Genomic DNA, 16747 nt, shown 5'->3' with positions numbered 1-16747 from the left:
TGATTTGAATGAATAGTTATATAATGGTAATTCGTTACATTTTTGTTTAATCCTTTTAAAAAATAAGAAAATTCATTTCCCTATCTTCCACAATCTGCATAAAGCACTCAACCGAGGGGATGATACAAATAAAGCCAATCTAAACAGGTGATAAAAAATGACGAACGATCAAAACACAAACGGAGTGAATAACGAAAGCAACGTACACGACACCAACAATGGAAGCAATGTAAACAACGTCACTCAACTCAATAATGGAAACCATATATCGCGTGCTGATCATCTCAACCATGTCATCAACTCGGACTATACCTTTACCATCTCTCTGAATGGACAGGAATTCCCGGCGCGGCCTGGTCAACGCATTCTGGAGGTAGCCAAGGAAAAAGACCTCTACATCCCAAGCATCTGCTACCACGAATACCTCGGCTCGATTCAATCCTGCGATACCTGCTTTGTCGAAGTGAACGGACAGCTGCAACGGGCCTGCAATACGGAAGCACAGCCAGGCATGATCGTCAATTCGGTCTCGCCTAGTGCAAAGGCGGCGCAGCGGGAAGCGATGGAGCGGATCTTGTCCAGACATGAGCTGTACTGTACCGTCTGTGACAACAACAATGGAAACTGTGTCGTACATAATACTGCGGAGTACTTTGAGATTGAGCACCAGAAGTATGAATTCAAGCCCAAGCCATACCCGCCGGACAACTCGCACCCGATGTACCGCTATGAGCCGGATCAGTGCATTTTGTGCGGGCGGTGTGTAGAGGCTTGCCAAGACCTGCAAGTCAACGAGACCCTGCGGATCGATTGGCAGCGGGAGCATCCGCGTGTCATCTGGGATGACGATGTTTTGGCCGACCAATCCTCGTGTGTATCGTGCGGACATTGTGTGACGGTCTGCCCGTGTAATGCCTTGATGGAAAAATCGATGCTTGGTGAAGCTGGATACCTGACCGGCATTCCAAAAGACGTCCTAGAGCCAATGATCGATCTGACCAAAGAGGTAGAGCCGGGGTACCGGGAGATTTTTGCGATTTCTGAGATGGAAGCGGCGATGAGAAAAGCGCGGATCAAGCGGACCAAAACGGTATGCACTTATTGCGGCGTAGGCTGCAGCTTCGAGATCTGGACGAAGGATCGGAAAATCCTGAAGGTAGAGCCGCAGCTGGAAGCACCAGTGAACGGGATTTCTACCTGTGTGAAAGGGAAATGGGGATGGGACTTCGTCAACAGCCCTGAGCGCTTGACCCGTCCGTTGATTCGCCGGGGGGATACGTTTGTCGAGTCGACGTGGGACGAAGCGCTTAGCCTGATCGCCCGCAAGCTGACCGAGATCAAGGAAAGAGACGGAGCTGATTCCATCGGCTATATCGCTTCTTCTAAATGCACCAATGAAGAGAACTACCTGTTCCAAAAATTCGTCCGCGCGGTGATGGGGACGAACAACGTGGACAACTGCTCCCGCTACTGCCAGTCTCCCGCCACGATGGGCCTGATGCGGACGGTGGGCTTGGGCGGTGACTCGGGTACGATCCGGGATATTGCTTCAGCAGGTCTGGTGCTGGTCATCGGGGCCAACCCTGCAGAATCACATCCGGTACTCGCGACGAGGGTCAAGCGGGCACACAAGCTGTACGGTCAGAAGCTGGCGGTGATTGACCTGCGCAGACATGAGCTGGCTACGCGCTCCGATATCTTTATCCAACCAAAGCCAGGGACTGACCTCATCATGCTCAGCGGGATTACCAAGTACATCATCGACCAAGGCTGGGCAGATGAGGGCTTTATCCAGCAGAGGGTTAATGGTTGGGAGGAATACCGTGCCTCTTTGGACAAGTTCACGCTCGACTACACAGCAGAGGCTTGCGCTGTAGAACGTAACGAGATTATCCGCCTGGCTACTATGATTCATGAGGCAAAAGGCGTCTGCATCCTCTGGGCGATGGGCGTTACTCAGCATCTCGGGGGTACCGATACCAGTACAGCCATCTCCAATCTCCTGCTCGTGACCGGAAACTATGGTAAGCCAGGTACGGGGGCCTATCCGCTCCGTGGGCACAACAATGTGCAGGGCGCTTGTGATTTCGGTACGATGCCAGCTTGGTTCCCGGGTTATCAACCGGTGGAGGATACCAAGGTGCGGGAGAAATTCGAGCAGGCATGGGGCGCCAAGCTGCCTGAGAAACCGGGTCTCAACAACCACCAGATGGTCGAAGCGATCGACAAGGGCAAGCTGAAAGCCCTCTATCTGTTCGGGGAAGAGATGGCCTTGGTCGACTCCAATATCAATCACGTCGATCACGCTTTTGAAAAACTGGAGTTCTTCGTCGTACAGGATATCTTCTTGAGCAAAACCGCACAGTTCGCTGACGTGGTGCTTCCAGCCTCCCCAAGCTTGGAGAAGGAAGGGACCTTTACCAATACCGAGCGCCGAATTCAGCGGCTCTATCAGGTATTTGAGCCAATGGGCGAATCCAAGCCAGACTGGCAGATCTTCCAGCTGCTTGCCAACAAGCTGGGGGCTAACTGGAACTACAAGCATCCGGGTGAAATTATGGCAGAAGCAGCGAGCCTGTCACCGCTTTTTGCCGGGGTGAATTACAGCCGCTTAGAAGGGTTCAACTCCCAGGTATGGCCGGTGAAGCCAGACGGTACAAGTACGGAGCTGCTGTATACCGAGAGATTCTCCTTCCCGGATGGTAAAGCACGCTTGCTCAAGGTCGATTGGACACCACCTTTTGAAGCGGGAGCAGAATTCGATCTCCACCTCAACAATGGACGTCTGCTCGAACACTTCCATGAAGGCAACCTCACCTACCGCGTGCCGGGCATTGTGCATAAGACACCACAGCCATGGGTGGAGGTATCACCAGAATTGGCGAAGGAACGCAATATCGAAGACGGCGCTCTGATCCAGCTCACCTCGCCATACGGAGAAGTGGAGGTCCGCGTGATTGTATCTGACACCGTCCGCGGCAATGAACTGTATCTCACCATGAATTCGACAACCGACCGGGATGCCGTCAATCGTCTGACCAGCAGCTACCACGACAAATACACCCATACTCCGAACTACAAAGAGATGGGCGTGAAGATGACAATCCTCGAGGCTCAAGGCGAGAACCCGCTCCCACGGGTAAATCACCGCTTCGGCAACCGTGTGCCGCAGATCGGTGTACGGGTAGAAGAAAAATGGAACAGAAACGACTATACGCCGATTCCGGAATTCGTAGCGAAGGGGGACGAGAACCATGGCGAAAGCAATCCGCCACATTGAGAAAGCAACACCCAATCCCGTACAGGAACAGGCTGCCTCGATCAATGATCTGTTAGTGTCCCTCGCAGACAGCCGTGATGCACTCGTCCGCTTCCTCGACATCCTGAGAGAAGCGGAAAAAGCAGGACTCTTGGATATCCTGTACGGTGTGCTCAAAGCCCGTCATGAGATCGGCTATCAGGCGATCAACCAGCTCAACCAGCCCAGCATGCATCATACGATCAAAAATGCGATGGGCATCGTCAGCTTTCTCGGGCAGGTAGACCCCAATCAGCTGCAAATCATGCTCGGCGGTATCTCCCATGGACTCAAGCGGGCTTCTGAACCACCCGAAGACGGCAGAGCACCAGGCTTATGGGGGCTGGCTAAGGATCTGCGCGATCCTGGCGTCAGCTCTACCCTGCATACAGCCATGGAATTCATGAAAGGGATGGGCGAGCACCTGAGAAACGAGTCCCACCCATCTCCGCACTAAGGGTGCAGGTTAGGAGGAGTCCCGATGAAGGTCACAACACTATCTGTCAAAGGAATCAATGAATCTAACGATATCAAACTGGTCGAAAAAGCGCTCTATGATGTCTGGGGCATCCAACAGGTGGAGATCAGCCTGGGAACCGGGCAAGTACGCTTGACCTATGATGAAAAAGCAGCATCTGAGATCGATTTCGAGCAGGCCATCGTTGACCAAGGCTTTGCTGTGGCAGGGAGGGAAAATCAATGATCCGGGTATGTGAGGTATGCGGCCAAACAGAAGAGCAGCAGGAGCAACTGGAGCAGTCTGCATCTACTGAGTACCATCTTTATGTGTGTCCGAGCTGCATTGAGGATCGTCAGTGGATCGAGTGACACCTATACCACCTATACCTGCACGTAACTGTTGAACGACAGAACAGGAGCACGCCCGAGGTGATTTTTCATCCTCTTTTCGTGCTCCTGCTTTTTGTCGTTTTAGCTGTTTTCTATCTTTTCCCTATTTCTCTGTTTTGTTGATCTGGGGCATTCTAGGGCGTTAGAATGTCACATCTTGTCCATAGAACGCAGCTTCATACAGCTTTTTCATCTCTTCTACAGATGTCTCACGCGGATTTGTACCTGTGCATGGGTCGGTTATGGCATTCGCCGCCATTTTATCGACATGCTCCAGGAATTTCTCCTCGGTTACTCCGTAGTCTTTGAGCGTAAGTGGAATCTCCATCGCGCGGTTCAGGTCACGGATGAATTCTACCAGTGCATCTGTCAGCTCATCGTTGGTCGTACCGCTTAGACCGAGGCGCTTGGCGATGGTAGCATAGCGGTCAGCTACTACAGTACGGTTGAACTGGATGACATACGGCAGATAGATCGCATTGGCACAACCATGTGGAACATCGAAGGTCGGGCCGCTTTTGTGGGCGAGGCTGTGTACGTTACCGAGTACCGCATTGGCAAACGCCATACCTGCCATCGCTTGTGCATAGTGGACATTTTCACGCGCTTTCAGATCACCTTTGTAGGAGGCAACCAGATCGTTCTTGAGGATCGCAGCCCCTTCGATCGCCAGTGCATCGGTGAAAAGGGTGCGAGGCTTCGCCACATACGCCTCGATGGTGTGTGTCATCGCATCCATGCCACTGTACGCTGTTACTTGTTTTGGCATATCGCTGACCATGCTTGGATCGATAATCGCGAGGTCTGGTGTCAGCTCGAAGTCAGCCAGCGGATATTTGATCCCGGTCTTCTCGTCGAGGATCACGGAGAGATTGGAGATCTCAGCCGCCGTACCGCTCGTCGTTGGGATACCGATGAATTTGGCTTTGGCGCGCAGGCGAGGCATGGTGAATGGCACCGCCGCCTGTTCGAACGTCAATTCTGGATGCTCATAGAACACCCACATCGCTTTGGCTGCGTCCATCGGAGAACCGCCACCGATCCCAATCACCCAGTCAGGCTGGAACTCTTGCAGTACCTTTGTGCCGTCCATGACCATTTCGACGGATGGCTCTGTGCTGATTCCGTCGATGACACGGGTCTGGATACCTGCTTCAGCCAGCAGTCCTTCAATTCGTGCCAGGTTTCCGTTCTTTTTCAAGGACGTGCCGCCGATGACCAGCGCTGCTTTTTTGCCTTCGATGGTTTTCAGTACATCCAAGGCGTTCTCACCGTAATAAATATCGCGAGGAATAGTAAAACGATTCATGTAACAATCCCCTTTCCGTTTATCCATAAAGTGTTTTGCTCGATAGGGCTTATTCTATACATCAAACTTTCGAAAGGGAAGTACGCACTTTTTTGTTAGGTGGTTACAAAAAAGTATCTTATTGAAGAAAAGGTTACAGCTATATCGTTTTGCCTCCACTAGCATTCCCCGTAGCGAATGGACAGTGACGACGGAGGTTTTTCCAGTAGAGACACAAAAAAAGGAACACCCGTCAAAAGGCATTCCTCTCATTCATTGGCTCATTCGGTCAAGCTGGTTACCCGTGTTCAAGTCATGTGAATATTATGGTTGATCCCCGAGAACCGCCATCTCTTCCTGCAGCGCGGCCACCCGTTTTTTGCCCCACTCATACATCAGTTCAATAATCGGCAAAAGAGTCATCCCAAGCTCGGTCATGGAATACTCTACACGTGGGGGAACCTCCGGATATACCTCCCGATGCACAATTCCATCGTCGGCCAGCTCTTTTAATTGATTTGTCAGCATTTTATGTGAAATCTTCGGAAACAGCCGCTGAAGATCGCTAAAACGGAGCGGCCCCTCTGTACCCAGATGCCAGAGAATGACGATCTTCCACTTTCCACTGATGATGGACAAAGTCAGTTCTTTTTCACAATTGAAATCACCGTTTTGAATCTTGTCATGGATCTCTTTTCGTAATGTATCAGACATCTCCCATACACCTCCCATATCCATAGTAACATTTTGGTAACCACCTTACAAAAAAGTGCATTCTTCACGATTGGACAAGTACAGAGTAAAATCGTTTTTGAATCAACTACTTTGAACCGGTGAAGATCAAGGAGGCATATCCTCGTATCCGGTATCTGTGCAGGCTCCGACGTTGTGGCGAAAACAGGTCTGTTGAACGGGCGTACAGGTACCTGCCCCCGCTGATGTGATGGTCAACGAATGGAAAGCTAATGATGTAGATAGAGTATGTAGAAACTCATCATACGGAATGGGTACAACATGTACCAGAAACTTATATCCGAACAGGACAAAAAGCCAAACCCACGACGCTATCCGGTTTGGCTTTTTCTTCGTACACTTAACAAGTTGAAATGGTTGAGCGGCTAAAGTTTTTCCGGTCTAGACTGTTCGAGCACTCCATAGAATGAATATAGTCAAGACTGGTTTGTACCAATAAATCGTACAAGTCGTCCATTCTAAGATAGGAGTGTCCGAGGATGAATATTTTTGTGGGCTATATTCTGCTAGGTCTTACATTGGCTGCTCCCATTGGTCCTGTTAATGCTGCGCAATTGGATAAGGGAATCAAATATGGATTCCTGCATGCCTATCTGGTGGGGTTTGGCGCGATGGTGGCAGATGGTCTGTTCATGCTGCTGATCTACTTTGGCTCGGCGCATTTTCTCACCACCCCGTTTATGAAAACGTTTTTGTATGTGTTTGGCACGTTTGTCCTGTTGTACACGGGGATTGAGAGCATCATCAATGCAAACGTCTCCCAGTCGAGATCCCAAGCCAAGGATGAACCCGTGAGCAGATCCTTTTATTCTGGATTTCTGATGACGCTCTCCAACCCGATCAGCATTCTGTTCTGGCTGGGGATTTACGGCTCGATCCTGGCGAAGACAGCGGAGACCTACGGAGCGTGGGATCTGCTCATTTACAGCTCCGGAATCTTCATCGGTCTGGCGTTGTGGGACCTGATCATGGCGACGGTCGCCAGTTCGTTTCATAACTTTGTGAACCAGCGTGTGCTTGTGCTTATTTCGCAGGGTTCCGGTCTTTGTCTAATAGGCTTTGGAATATACTTTGGATATCAAGCGATTCAAATGCTTTCTTATTAGAGTCGTCATCGTCTTTTTTCCACTTTTTCCGCATGAGCAGGGTGACGAGTCCAATTACCAGCAGCATCCCTACGCTGACATAAAAGCCGGGTCTGCTTGATTCGTCAAACAGTGTGCCTGAGATCGCGGCGAGGATCAAGAGGATGGCAATGATTGATTTGGTGTGACCCCATGCCGTGAGCTTCAGCAGCTTGCGTGAAGCGAACACGATATACAGCCAGGTGTATAACAGCATCAGACCGCCCGCTGTGGTGATGTATTCGTATACTTTTTTAGGTAACAAGAGAGCGATTACGATGGAGACGATCATGCCAGCGATGGTCAGCAGGAGGGACATGTAAGGTATCTTGCGCTTGCTCATCTTAGCAAAAACCTTGGGAGCATCCCCGTCTTTGGCAATCGTCTGCATCATTTTGGTGACGGAAAAGAGAGAGGCGACCAGACCTGAAAAACCGGCAATAATTAAAACACCATTAAACACATGCACAATGCCCGTGTACCGGATATCCTTGAGAGCCGTGATAAACGGGCTTTGATTCGGATCGAACTTGTCCATAGGAGCCAAAAGAAGCGCCATTCCAAGCGAGATGATGTAAAGCAATGCAACCGTGGTCAGCATGACTTTACCGGATTTGGGCGCTTCTTTTGGATTTTTGAGATCTGCCGCCATCAGACCGACGACCTCGATCCCGGCGAAGGCGAAGAAGGCATAGATCAGGCCTGTCCACAGCCCCGTGTAGCCGTCCGCAAAGATATCGCTCATCCCCTGTGGAGAGTGCATGTGCGGGTCTACCTTCCCGATGACACCAGTTATGACCAGGATCGCGAGGATGACAAACATCAAGATGGCCGCTGCCTTGACGACGGCGAGGACATTCTCGACAGACTCGAATCCTTTTGTCCCCAGCAAGACGATCAGTACCCCCAAGACGGCATAACCCGCCGCGAAGACCCACAAGGGAAGGTTCGGAAACCAGAACTTCGTAAACAACCCTAAGGCGGTCAGCTGGCTTCCGAGGATCAGGATTTCGGACAGCCAATAAATCCAGCCATGACTGAAGGCAGCCCAATGACCGAACGCTTTTTTGGAATAGGTCCGGTATGAGCCTTTTTCAGAATGCTGGGCGATCATATTGGCTAAAGCGTCGAAGACGAAATAGGTGCCGAATGCAGCAAGGAAAAAAATGATCAGAACGGAAAAGCCGCTTTTTTCAATCGCAATTGCAGAACCGAGAAAGAAGCCTGTCCCTGTTGTACAGCCCATCCCAAGCAGACTAAGCTGCCACCAGGTTAGTTTGGCTTTATTGGCGGATGCTTCGCCCACGTATGTTCCTCCTCTGTGGTTGTTTTGACTTATCGTGGGGTGTTTCCATCAAAATTATGTACCCGTCATCAACCGTTTCGAATGCAAAGCAATGGGCAGGTCATACTAATACCCGTTCACAATCTGCATTTCAATCATCCTGACACCAAGAGAGGAATGACGAGATGGCAACCACTACATTAGATAGAACGACGCAGACAGCGGTGGATTGGAATGCAGTCCGGGCCCAATTTGACCGTCTGGATACAAGCATCATTCAGCTGGGGACATCGCAATTTTTTGCTTCTCATCCAAGACCGGTGCGGGAAGCCATTGAAAAGCACCAACGGGAATTGGACGCAAGCCCGGCGTTATATATCCTCGACCACGAGCAGGAATATGCCCAAAATGCACGGAAGGCGGTCGCCCGCTATATGGGGATGGACAAGCAGGACGACATCGCCCTGACCGACAGTACCACGATGGGTCTGGGGACGATTTACACCGGACTCAACATCCAAAAGGGCCAAGAGATCCTTACCTCCGAGCAGAACTACTATTGCCAGCAGGAAGCGATCAAGCGGGCCTCCGAGCGTACCGGAGCGACTTTCCGCGAGGTCAAATACTACGACAATATCCATGAGGTCACCATAGATGAGATGGTGCACAACCTCATCAAGGAAGTCCGTGACAATACCCGAGTCATCGGTACGACATGGGTGCATTCCAGCACGGGACTGAAATCGCCGATTCCACAGATCGCCCGCGAACTTGCGAAGATCAACAAGCACCGCGACGAGGAAAACAAAGTGCTGCTCGTGGTCGACGCTGTCCACGGCTTCGGGATCGAGCTGGAGACTTTCGACGAGTTGGGCTGCGACTTTTTCATCACAGGTACACACAAATGGCTGTATGGCCCGCGCGGAACCGGATTCGTCGCGGCCAAAACCTCTGCATGGCAGCATGTCAAGCCTGTCATCCCAAGCTTCTCTGAGGTGATGTACCACATCATCAAGGGAAATCAGCAGCCTGAGCATGTCAACGGTCACCACATGTCACCAGGCGGCTTCCACACGATGGAGCACCACTTCGCTCTCCCGGATGCATTCGAATGGGTCGAGAGCATCGGCAAGCAGAACATCTACAACCGTGTCCACGAGCTGAACCGTCTGACCAAAGAAGGACTCGCCTCCATGCCGCACGTCACGCTCTATACCCCTATGGATGACGAACTGTCAGCGGGCATCATCTCGTTCCGTGTGGATGGCATGTCGGTACAGGATACGGTCAAGCGCTTGCGGGAGTTGAAGGTGGTATCGACCGAGGCTCCTTATAAAGAGACGTATGCACGCTTTACTCCGGGGATCTACAATACCGAGGAAGAGATCGCGCGGGCATTGGATGCGGTGCAGTCGTTGAAGCATTAGTCGGTAGAACCGTAGAATGCAAACACCCCCTAACGTTTATCGGAGACTTCAAGATTAGCTCCGATAAACGTTAGGGGGATGCGTTTTTTTTATTTATCCACAGTAAACTCTGTTGTCTCAACCGGTGTAGCCACATTCTCTGCTTTCTTCCGTCCGAACAACTTCTTCCCGAACTTCAGCAGAGCGCCGCCAATCAAGAGAATGAATACCCAGCCTTTTTTGAGTACAACCAGCAAGATCGCCAAGAGACCCGCTTTTTTCGCTACCGCCAGACCCAGACCGCCCAGAATCAACCCGGTCAAGCCGTATTCAGCCACAGCGTCAGTCGCTTCGTTGAAGTCTTCGTAGCGGTTGCCTTCTTTTACTTTGAGAGCAGGGAAGATCAGGTTTTTCATCGCTTCCTTATCTTGTGCCAGGTTGGCTGGATCAGATACGAGGATGAAGGAGAGATAGCCTTTACGCGTCAGCATTCTCACGTTGTAGTTGATCACAGGATTCTTCTGTGCATCCTCGGCAAGCATGGACCATTCGAGGCGATGCGTGGTTTTGTCATAAGTCGGTTTGACATCCCAGCCGACGACATGGAGGTAATCTTCCGGATTGCGGTCTTTGTTGGCTTCCTCTGTGCCTTCTTTATAATCGGCGAGGATGGCGTCCGCATCGATCTCATTTTGATCTTCGTCTCGGATATAACCGACTTCTTCATATTCCACGAATACAGCCCAGTCCTGATCCTCTGCTGCCGGAAAAATGCTTGCAAGCTCCAAACCGGTCGGTGTGTCCTGATTCTGTTCTTCCAGCTTGATCGTATCTTCTTTATTCAGGAACAACAGCTCAGGGGCCAAATCCAGCGTAGCCAGGTTATCTCCCAGTTCAACTGTCTGGCCACCCTCTACCCAGTTAAGTTCCTCTTCCGCGCTGATCGGCGTAACCAATCCCAAAAACAATGCGAATGATAGTAAAAAAGGAAGGAAAGAAATCTTTTTCATTTTGAACCTCTCTTTAGTTATATTAAAAAATACCTTCCTATCTTACACGCTGTCCATAAGCATGGGAATAGGTAAAAACGTACCATTGTTCAAAAAACTGATAAAAACGCATGGATCTTTTATCCTGAATTTTATGTCAATATTGCTGTGTGGACCTACTTCTAGACACATTCTAAAAAAGTTAGGCAAACGTCTACTCTCCAACCCTCTCGTCCCCTTCATACACTGGAAGTAAAAAAGAGGGGGAGAGACAGGCATGGAGGTTCTTGTGTACCGAAACATCGAAGGACGTGTCGAACCATCCCAGCTGGACCGATGGATGACCAAGGCATTGGAGCTTGGCCTGACCATTGTCGAGGAGACCCAAGGCCAAACCATGACCGTTACCCTGGTGCAGGGAGATGAGATGGTCGGCCTCCGCTTCTATGGAGGTGGCACGACATACCGTACGCGGATTGATTATCTGCGGATCGAGCTGGGCGAGACACCTTGGGAAGAATGCCTCGATTCGTTGATCATGCTTGCATCTCTGAGCGGGGAGAAGCATGTCATCACGGATGGTCGGCGCATCCCGACTTATTTTGAAAAAGGGACGGAAAAAGCAACAGGGAAACAGACGGAAGCAGGGACCAGCTTTGAGCTGATGCTGATGAAAGAAACCATGCAAGGAAACCTCAATCTGTCCCTGGATCAATACCGAGCGGCCAAAGCACGTGGCGATCTGGAGCTCCAAGAGAAGGCTACCGCCCAAATGAAGACCTGCCTGGCTGAGATCCAGTGGCTGGAGCAGCAAATACGAGCCATGAAATAACGGCAGTGAATCGGTTAGAGAGGCGAAATGGTCTAATCCAGTGTTAATCCCGACTAAGTTGATAAGGATTCTAACAATAATGGACTAGGGGGAAAATGTTAAAAATCCGGTATGATTCCACAGTACCGACCGTATATCTAGAGTGGGTAGCAAAACAGGAGCATAGGCCGACTCGAAAACGAGAGGCATGGGAGAAGGAAGGGGAATGCCCCGATCTTTCATGCCTCTTTTTGCTGTGCTTCGGTTGCCGTTCTCCGATTGAGACCCACATCTGATACCGTACGGGAGGCGTTATGTTATGACAAATGCAATGAACAGCTACATCATCGGAAGCCAATTGGATGAGTGCCTGAGAGCCTGCATCGAAGCGTGCAATTGTTGCATTCAGGCTTGCAACGAATGCTTCGATGTCTGCTGCCAAGCACCGGATGTGCAAGACCGTGCAGCATGCCTCAGACAGCTTCGTGATTGCTCAGACATCTGCGCATTGGTTTCCCAGATGGTAGCACGCAACAGCGTGAATGCGAAGTTCCTCGCCAGCATCTGCGCCAATGTCTGCGATGCATGCGCGAAAGCTTGCGCCAAATGCCAAGATGCCTGCTGCCAAAAATGCGCAGAGCTCTGCCGTCAATGTGCAGAAGCATGCCGTGAAATCTGCTGCTGCTAACCTAACATAACGAACCAAGAATCATACTTAGTCAGTCAGAGGGCGGGGAGGGCATGTCATTTTGCCCTCCTTTTTTCTTTTTGCCATAGATATAGGCATAGACTTAGGCATAGAAAAAGCACCTCCATGAAATCCGAATGAACGAACGAATTCCGAGAGGTGCCTTTGTTTATCTATACTTCTATCATTTCAACATATTCAAAAACTGACGGGTCCGGTCATGCTGCGGGTTGGTAAACAGCTCATCCGGGGTGTTGCGCTCCACGATGACACCTTGATCCATGAAGATCACCTCATCGGCTACCTCTCTGGCAAAATTCATCTCGTGGGTCACCACCACCATCGTCATGCCCTCGACTGCCAGCTCCTTCATCACCTTGAGCACCTCGCCGACCAACTCAGGGTCAAGTGCGGAGGTAGGCTCGTCGAACAGGAGGACATCCGGGTCCATTGCCATCGCGCGTGCAATCCCTACGCGTTGCTGTTGACCACCGGAGAGCTGGAACGGGTAAAAGTCGAGCTTATCCGCCAAGCCTACTTTGGTCAGGAGCTGTTTGGCTTTCTGGTAGGCTTTTTGTTTGTCTTCCCCTTTGACGGTGACGGGGCCTTCCATGACATTCTGGATGGCCGTCATATGCGGGAACAGATTGTAGCTTTGAAAAACCATCCCGGTTCGTTTCCGCAGCTGGGGCATTTGTTTTTTCGAGACCGGGCCGGAGAAATCGAGGTTGAGGTCACCGATCTGCACGCTGCCTTTGGTCGGGACTTCGAGCAGATTGAGGCAGCGGAGCAAGGTGGTCTTGCCTGATCCAGACGGGCCGATGATCACGACGACCTGGCCTTTGCCGATCTCGAGATTGATATCCTTGAGGACTTGCAGATCACCGAAGTTTTTCATTAAATGATTCACTTTTATCATGGTTGATCACCTTATCTCGCCACGTAGCGATCCAATCTATTTTCTAACCAGTCCTGGATAAAGGAAAGCACCAGACAGATGGCCCAATAAATCAGCGCAGCTTCCACATAGACCAACAGTGGTTCATAGGTAGTGGCTGCGATCTGCTGGGCTTTGCGGAACATCTCAGGAACGAGGATGACCGCGGCCAGAGAGGTATCCTTCACCAGACTGATAAAAGAGTTGGCCAGAGGCGGAACCGATACCCTTGCTGCCTGAGGCAGGATAATCCGGCGAAGCGCTTGCGGATACGACATGCCAATCGAGTACCCAGCCTCCCATTGTCCTTTTGGAATGGAGAGGATGGCCGCCCGCACGATTTCGGAAGCATAGGCCCCCACATTGAGAGAAAAGCCGATAATAGCAGATGGATAAGGGTCGAGCGTGATTCCGATACTAGGCAATCCGAAGAAGATAATGAACAACTGTACGAGCAAAGGCGTTCCACGGATGATCGATACATACGCACGGGCGATCCCGCTAAGCAACGGCACATTAGACAGCCGGGCCAATGCCGTGATGACCGCCAACACCAATCCAATCACAAAGGTAATCGCCGTAAGACTGAGGGAAAAAACGAGGGCTCCTTTCAGAAGAGGAAGAAAGGAGCTTTGTACGATTTCGAACTGCCGATCACTTAGAAACATCGGCACCAAACCATTTCTCGGAGATTTTCAGATAAGTGCCATCCTGCATCATCTCATCCAAAGCCTTGTTTACTGCTTCGACCAGCTCAGGATTGCCTTTGCGGAACATCATACCGTTGTAAGAGCCATCTGGGTGCTTGGCTGCGATTTTAATCGGTGTGTCTGGCTTTTGGTGGAGCAGGTCAAGGACGGATAAGCCATCGTTGATTGTCACATCGACACGCTTGGATGCGAGCAGGTCGATTGCTTGGTTGAAGCCTTCGACACCGACGATCTCTGCGCCATTAGTTTTGGCGATATCAGTGAGGTTACTGGTGAGAGATTGTGCTGCTTTGAGGCCTTTGATATCAGCGAAGTCTTTTACGGTCGTATTATCCTTGTGGACGACCAGAACGGCAGAAGAAGTGATATAAGGCTTGGAGAAATCGTACTTCTCTTGACGGTCAGGACGGATACCGACTTCATTGGCGATCATATCGAAGCGCTTGGAATCCAGGCCCGCAAACATCGCATCCCATTGGGTTTCCATGAAGACAGGCTCTACGCCGAGGCGTTTTGCGATTTCACGCGCGATCTCTACGTCAAAGCCGGTCAGCTGGTCAGAGGCATCATGGAAGGTGAACGGCGCGTATGTCCCTTCTGTACCGATCACGAGCTTGCCCTCGGCTTTTACTTTTTCCAAAAGATTTTGCTGTTGTTGAGGCTCAGGTGCTTGTGCAGTATCACCAGCTTGTTGCCCGCTGCCGCAGCCTGCAAGTGCCAAGACAAGAGAGAGTGAAGTAAGGAGAAGAGAAGCTCTTTTTTTCATAGTAAACCTCCCGGAATTAATGGTCTTAAGATTTTATCATTTAATGTACCACGTTGCCTCCTGTTGTTCAATCATGGAAAGATAAATAGTAATCATCGGATAAGTTCGATTTTTGTAATACATTTAGACTAAAGATTTGGGCGGGCATATCAATCATCTATGACATAGGTTATCGTATCGGGCGATATAACAGGCGAATCTTGACTGTTTTACTCGACTTTTCATAATGGAAGTGGGGGATTGTGTATGGAATTGATGGAGTCGATCCAACGGGAATTTGGCAGCCTGAAAAAACCAACTGTCAAAGATTTGTGGAAGCGTCTGATTTCCCTCCCGAATCTGTCTGAGTCGGTCTTGCCTCATCTAAGAGAGCCGGATCAGTATGCCTATGGGCGCAATGTGATCTATCGGACAGAGGAGCTGGAGGTGATCGTCATGAATTTTCCCGCCCGTCAGCGAACCGCGATCCATGACCACGGCCTATCGATTGGATGTGGGATCGTGGTGGAGGGCAAGCTGATCAATACATTATATAGTGTGATCCAAGAGGGGCAAGTTCAACCAAAAGGAGAGCAGAGGGTAAGCCGTGGGCAGTGTTTTTTCGCGCCGCCGGGTTTGATTCATGGAATGGAAAATCGAACAGAGGAACGCTTGGTTACGCTCCATGTCTATTCTCCACCGCTAGATAATATGAAAGTATATCAACAAGCGAAAGAGGCAAATTCATTGCTATGAAGGCTAGAAGCAAGAAGCGATAGATGGTGAAGACTCGTGACGGAAGGGATGTTCTGTTACGGGTTTTTTGTTATGGAGAGAACTGACGCGGGATTGATACTGGAAAAGATGGCTGGGTTGACACATCGCACACAATCGTTATAATCATACCTATAGGGGTATACGAAACACCTGTTTTTATTTGTTTGATCATATACCCATACATGTATAAGTATATGAATTGGAGGAATCAACTTATGAAAAGCGATAAATTGTTAGACGCCAAAGGTCTTGCCTGCCCGATGCCGATTGTGAACACCAAAAAAGCTATGGGTGAACTTGAAAGCGGTCAAGTGCTGGAGATTCACGCGACAGACAAGGGGGCCAAGACCGATTTGGCTGCATGGGCGAAGTCGACTGGCAATGAGCTGTTGGAGACGACGGAGGAGAACGGTGTCTTCACATTCTGGATTAAAAAAGGATAGGGGATGAAGAACAGATGAGCAAATGGTATGGTGATCTCGCATGACGATGAAAGAGACAACCAAAGAGAAGACCACGATCGTCCTATTCAGCGGGGATCTGGACAAGGCGATTGCGGCTTTTATCATCGCGAATGGTGCTGCTTCCTATGATCACGAGGTGACGATTTTTGCTACCTTCTGGGGGCTGAATGCGCTGCGCAAGGATACCCCTGTCCCTATCAAAAAGGGCTTCCTGGAGAAGATGTTCGGCTGGATGATGCCGCGCGGAGCGGACAACCTGCCGTTATCCAAGATGAATTTCATGGGTATGGGACCGAAAATGATCAAGCATATCATGAAAAAACATAATGTAGTGCCGCTTCCTGACCTGATCGGGATGGCCAAGGAGCAAGGCGTGAAGCTGGTCGCTTGTACGATGTCTATGGATTTGCTGGGGATTCAAAAAGAGGAGCTGCTGGACGACTTGGAATACGCCGGGGTTGGTGCTTATCTGGGGGATGCTTCAGAAGGCAAGGTAAACCTGTTTATCTGATGAACTCATTTCACTGGTATGAAAATTCGATAGAGTGGGACGTTTGCCAACTTTCTTTTAAGTTGCCAACGTCCTTTTTTTATGATAATGGTGAAGATAGTAGCGTTATGCG

General features: G+C 50.2%; 18 protein-coding genes. 11 read left to right on the top strand and 7 right to left on the bottom strand.

The window, feature by feature from the left end; genetic code table 11:
- Window positions 1-157: 157 nt before the first annotated feature.
- The 4 genes from fdhF to FGI41_RS25570 are packed head-to-tail and all read left to right on the top strand — an operon-like array spanning window position 158 to window position 4126.
- A complete protein-coding gene (gene fdhF / locus FGI41_RS21950; RefSeq protein WP_139492444.1) occupies window positions 158-3280 on the top strand; it encodes a formate dehydrogenase subunit alpha in 3123 nt (1040 codons plus the stop codon).
- On the top strand, window positions 3255-3755 hold the full coding sequence (locus FGI41_RS21945) for a helical membrane plugin domain-containing protein (RefSeq protein ID WP_139492443.1): 501 nt from the start codon (window positions 3255-3257) through the stop codon (window positions 3753-3755). The genes fdhF and FGI41_RS21945 overlap by 26 nt, the downstream gene beginning before the upstream one ends.
- A gap of 24 nt (window positions 3756-3779) precedes the next feature.
- Window positions 3780-4001 carry a heavy-metal-associated domain-containing protein gene (locus FGI41_RS21940; protein ID WP_139492442.1) on the top strand — a complete coding sequence of 74 codons (222 nt, stop codon included), beginning with the start codon at window positions 3780-3782 and terminating at the stop codon, window positions 3999-4001.
- Window positions 3998-4126 carry a hypothetical protein gene (locus FGI41_RS25570; protein WP_255298594.1) on the top strand — a complete coding sequence of 43 codons (129 nt, stop codon included), beginning with the start codon at window positions 3998-4000 and terminating at the stop codon, window positions 4124-4126. The genes FGI41_RS21940 and FGI41_RS25570 overlap by 4 nt, the downstream gene beginning before the upstream one ends.
- A 163-nt stretch (window positions 4127-4289) precedes the next feature.
- Here FGI41_RS25570 and FGI41_RS21935 read toward each other — a convergent pair whose 3' ends face one another.
- Window positions 4290-5456, bottom strand: coding sequence for an iron-containing alcohol dehydrogenase (locus FGI41_RS21935; RefSeq protein ID WP_139492441.1), 1167 nt, complete (start codon window positions 5454-5456; stop codon window positions 4290-4292).
- A gap of 303 nt (window positions 5457-5759) precedes the next feature.
- Window positions 5760-6149, bottom strand: a complete 390-nt coding sequence (locus tag FGI41_RS21930) for a winged helix-turn-helix transcriptional regulator (protein ID WP_139492440.1) — start codon at window positions 6147-6149, stop codon at window positions 5760-5762.
- A gap of 518 nt (window positions 6150-6667) precedes the next feature.
- On the opposite strand from FGI41_RS21930, the gene FGI41_RS21925 reads away from it, so the two are divergent.
- The gene (locus FGI41_RS21925) at window positions 6668-7294 is read left to right on the top strand and encodes a LysE family transporter (protein WP_139492439.1); all 627 of its coding nucleotides are present in this window, start codon (window positions 6668-6670) and stop codon (window positions 7292-7294) included.
- On the opposite strand, the gene FGI41_RS21920 is transcribed toward FGI41_RS21925, so the two are convergent.
- On the bottom strand, window positions 7212-8618 hold the full coding sequence (locus tag FGI41_RS21920; protein ID WP_438358047.1) for an amino acid permease: 1407 nt from the start codon (window positions 8616-8618) through the stop codon (window positions 7212-7214). The genes FGI41_RS21925 and FGI41_RS21920 overlap by 83 nt on opposite strands.
- Window positions 8619-8782: 164 nt before the next feature.
- On the opposite strand from FGI41_RS21920, the gene FGI41_RS21915 reads away from it, so the two are divergent.
- Window positions 8783-10024 (top strand): aminotransferase class V-fold PLP-dependent enzyme, encoded by a 1242-nt coding sequence (locus tag FGI41_RS21915; protein ID WP_139492438.1) that lies wholly within the window; start codon window positions 8783-8785, stop codon window positions 10022-10024.
- A gap of 89 nt (window positions 10025-10113) precedes the next feature.
- Here FGI41_RS21915 and FGI41_RS21910 read toward each other — a convergent pair whose 3' ends face one another.
- Window positions 10114-11013 carry a DUF2167 domain-containing protein gene (locus FGI41_RS21910; RefSeq protein ID WP_139492437.1) on the bottom strand — a complete coding sequence of 300 codons (900 nt, stop codon included), beginning with the start codon at window positions 11011-11013 and terminating at the stop codon, window positions 10114-10116.
- Between the two features lie 256 nt (window positions 11014-11269).
- Between FGI41_RS21910 and FGI41_RS21905 the strand changes: the two genes are divergently transcribed.
- Window positions 11270-11824 carry a hypothetical protein gene (locus FGI41_RS21905; protein WP_139492436.1) on the top strand — a complete coding sequence of 185 codons (555 nt, stop codon included), beginning with the start codon at window positions 11270-11272 and terminating at the stop codon, window positions 11822-11824.
- A gap of 298 nt (window positions 11825-12122) precedes the next feature.
- Window positions 12123-12491, top strand: coding sequence for a four-helix bundle copper-binding protein (locus FGI41_RS21900; protein ID WP_255298593.1), 369 nt, complete (start codon window positions 12123-12125; stop codon window positions 12489-12491).
- A gap of 184 nt (window positions 12492-12675) precedes the next feature.
- On the opposite strand, the gene FGI41_RS21895 is transcribed toward FGI41_RS21900, so the two are convergent.
- From FGI41_RS21895 to FGI41_RS21885, 3 genes are read right to left on the bottom strand one after another with little or no spacing between them, the layout of a single operon-like run.
- Complete coding sequence (locus FGI41_RS21895; protein WP_139492435.1) at window positions 12676-13410, bottom strand: amino acid ABC transporter ATP-binding protein; 735 nt, start codon at window positions 13408-13410, stop codon at window positions 12676-12678.
- Between the two features lie 11 nt (window positions 13411-13421).
- On the bottom strand, window positions 13422-14096 hold the full coding sequence (locus FGI41_RS21890) for an amino acid ABC transporter permease (RefSeq protein WP_139492434.1): 675 nt from the start codon (window positions 14094-14096) through the stop codon (window positions 13422-13424).
- Entirely contained in the window at window positions 14083-14904 is an 822-nt protein-coding gene (locus FGI41_RS21885; protein WP_139492433.1) for an amino acid ABC transporter substrate-binding protein, read from the bottom strand. Before FGI41_RS21885 ends, FGI41_RS21890 begins: the two co-directional genes overlap by 14 nt.
- A 246-nt stretch (window positions 14905-15150) precedes the next feature.
- Between FGI41_RS21885 and FGI41_RS21880 the strand changes: the two genes are divergently transcribed.
- From FGI41_RS21880 to FGI41_RS21870, 3 genes are all read left to right on the top strand, one after another.
- On the top strand, window positions 15151-15639 hold the full coding sequence (locus tag FGI41_RS21880; RefSeq protein ID WP_139492432.1) for a cysteine dioxygenase: 489 nt from the start codon (window positions 15151-15153) through the stop codon (window positions 15637-15639).
- Window positions 15640-15875: 236 nt separating this feature from the next.
- Window positions 15876-16103, top strand: coding sequence for a sulfurtransferase TusA family protein (locus FGI41_RS21875; RefSeq protein ID WP_139492431.1), 228 nt, complete (start codon window positions 15876-15878; stop codon window positions 16101-16103).
- A gap of 46 nt (window positions 16104-16149) precedes the next feature.
- Window positions 16150-16635, top strand: a complete 486-nt coding sequence (locus tag FGI41_RS21870) for a DsrE/DsrF/DrsH-like family protein (RefSeq protein ID WP_139492522.1) — start codon at window positions 16150-16152, stop codon at window positions 16633-16635.
- The last annotated feature ends 112 nt before the right edge of the window (window positions 16636-16747 follow it).

This window comes from Brevibacillus dissolubilis (genome assembly GCF_006170445.1).
GTDB classification, from domain to species: Bacteria; Bacillota; Bacilli; order Brevibacillales; family Brevibacillaceae; genus Brevibacillus_B; species Brevibacillus_B dissolubilis.
The sequence above is the reverse complement of the archived record's forward strand: the minus strand, read 5'-3'. Positions and strand labels throughout refer to the sequence as shown.

Excerpts from the sequence above, each read along its gene's own strand:
- FGI41_RS21880 (WP_139492432.1), top strand. The coding sequence starts at position 15,151 with ATGGAATTGATGGAGTCGATCCAACGGGAATTTGGCAGCCTGAAAAAA.
- FGI41_RS21940 (WP_139492442.1), top strand. The coding sequence starts at position 3,780 with ATGAAGGTCACAACACTATCTGTCAAAGGAATCAATGAATCTAACGAT.
- fdhF (WP_139492444.1), top strand. The coding sequence starts at position 158 with ATGACGAACGATCAAAACACAAACGGAGTGAATAACGAAAGCAACGTA.
- FGI41_RS21875 (WP_139492431.1), top strand. The coding sequence starts at position 15,876 with ATGAAAAGCGATAAATTGTTAGACGCCAAAGGTCTTGCCTGCCCGATG.
- FGI41_RS21925 (WP_139492439.1), top strand. The coding sequence starts at position 6,668 with ATGAATATTTTTGTGGGCTATATTCTGCTAGGTCTTACATTGGCTGCT.
- FGI41_RS21910 (WP_139492437.1), bottom strand. The coding sequence starts at position 11,013 with ATGAAAAAGATTTCTTTCCTTCCTTTTTTACTATCATTCGCATTGTTT.
- FGI41_RS21905 (WP_139492436.1), top strand. The coding sequence starts at position 11,270 with ATGGAGGTTCTTGTGTACCGAAACATCGAAGGACGTGTCGAACCATCC.
- FGI41_RS21930 (WP_139492440.1), bottom strand. The coding sequence starts at position 6,149 with ATGTCTGATACATTACGAAAAGAGATCCATGACAAGATTCAAAACGGT.
- FGI41_RS21935 (WP_139492441.1), bottom strand. The coding sequence starts at position 5,456 with ATGAATCGTTTTACTATTCCTCGCGATATTTATTACGGTGAGAACGCC.
- FGI41_RS21915 (WP_139492438.1), top strand. The coding sequence starts at position 8,783 with ATGGCAACCACTACATTAGATAGAACGACGCAGACAGCGGTGGATTGG.
- FGI41_RS21885 (WP_139492433.1), bottom strand. The coding sequence starts at position 14,904 with ATGAAAAAAAGAGCTTCTCTTCTCCTTACTTCACTCTCTCTTGTCTTG.
- FGI41_RS21870 (WP_139492522.1), top strand. The coding sequence starts at position 16,150 with ATGAAAGAGACAACCAAAGAGAAGACCACGATCGTCCTATTCAGCGGG.
- FGI41_RS21900 (WP_255298593.1), top strand. The coding sequence starts at position 12,123 with ATGACAAATGCAATGAACAGCTACATCATCGGAAGCCAATTGGATGAG.
- FGI41_RS21895 (WP_139492435.1), bottom strand. The coding sequence starts at position 13,410 with ATGATAAAAGTGAATCATTTAATGAAAAACTTCGGTGATCTGCAAGTC.
- FGI41_RS21890 (WP_139492434.1), bottom strand. The coding sequence starts at position 14,096 with ATGTTTCTAAGTGATCGGCAGTTCGAAATCGTACAAAGCTCCTTTCTT.
- FGI41_RS21945 (WP_139492443.1), top strand. The coding sequence starts at position 3,255 with ATGGCGAAAGCAATCCGCCACATTGAGAAAGCAACACCCAATCCCGTA.
- FGI41_RS25570 (WP_255298594.1), top strand. The coding sequence starts at position 3,998 with ATGATCCGGGTATGTGAGGTATGCGGCCAAACAGAAGAGCAGCAGGAG.